At 68.5% G+C, this 464-nt stretch carries 1 protein-coding gene; it reads right to left on the reverse strand.

Annotation, left to right across the window (positions count from 1 at the left end; translation table 11 throughout):
* Positions 1 to 23 precede the first annotated feature (23 nt).
* Positions 24 to 464: ATP-binding protein (locus L0P92_RS44895; protein WP_234768868.1), on the reverse strand; the 441-nt coding region annotated here is incomplete at its 5' end.

Here is a 464-nt window from a genome sequence, read left to right on the forward strand (position 1 = left end):
GGGTGGGGTTTGGTGGGGTTCTTTCAACCTCGTGTTTCTTTGAGGGGATCGCCCGTGGCACCGCAGCATGGATTTCTGGGCATCGGTGGCACGGTGACTTCGGCCCACACCGTCTTGCGTGGCGCTGGGCCCTCGGAGAATCCCCAGCGGTCCACGAACGCCTCCACGAGGAGCAGCCCACGTCCCGACTCGGCCTCCGGGTCGGCGTGTTGGGGGTGCGGGAAGCGGTCGCCGCAGGTGTCCGTGACCTCGATGCGGAGGGTGTCGGCGACGACGTAGAGAAGCAGGAGGAAGTCCCTGCCGGGGATGCGGCCGTGGAGGGCGGCGTTGGCTGCCAGTTCGGCGACGATGTGCCTCGCCGGGTCCAAGGGCAGGCCCCAGTTGCGGAGTTGTTCGGTGGCTAGGAGGCGGGCGAGGCGGGCGCCGCGTGGGGTGGGGGACAGTTGCACGCTGAAGTTGCGGAT

It is taken from the genome of Streptomyces muensis (assembly GCF_021474425.1).
Classification (GTDB): domain Bacteria; phylum Actinomycetota; class Actinomycetes; order Streptomycetales; family Streptomycetaceae; genus Streptomyces; species Streptomyces muensis.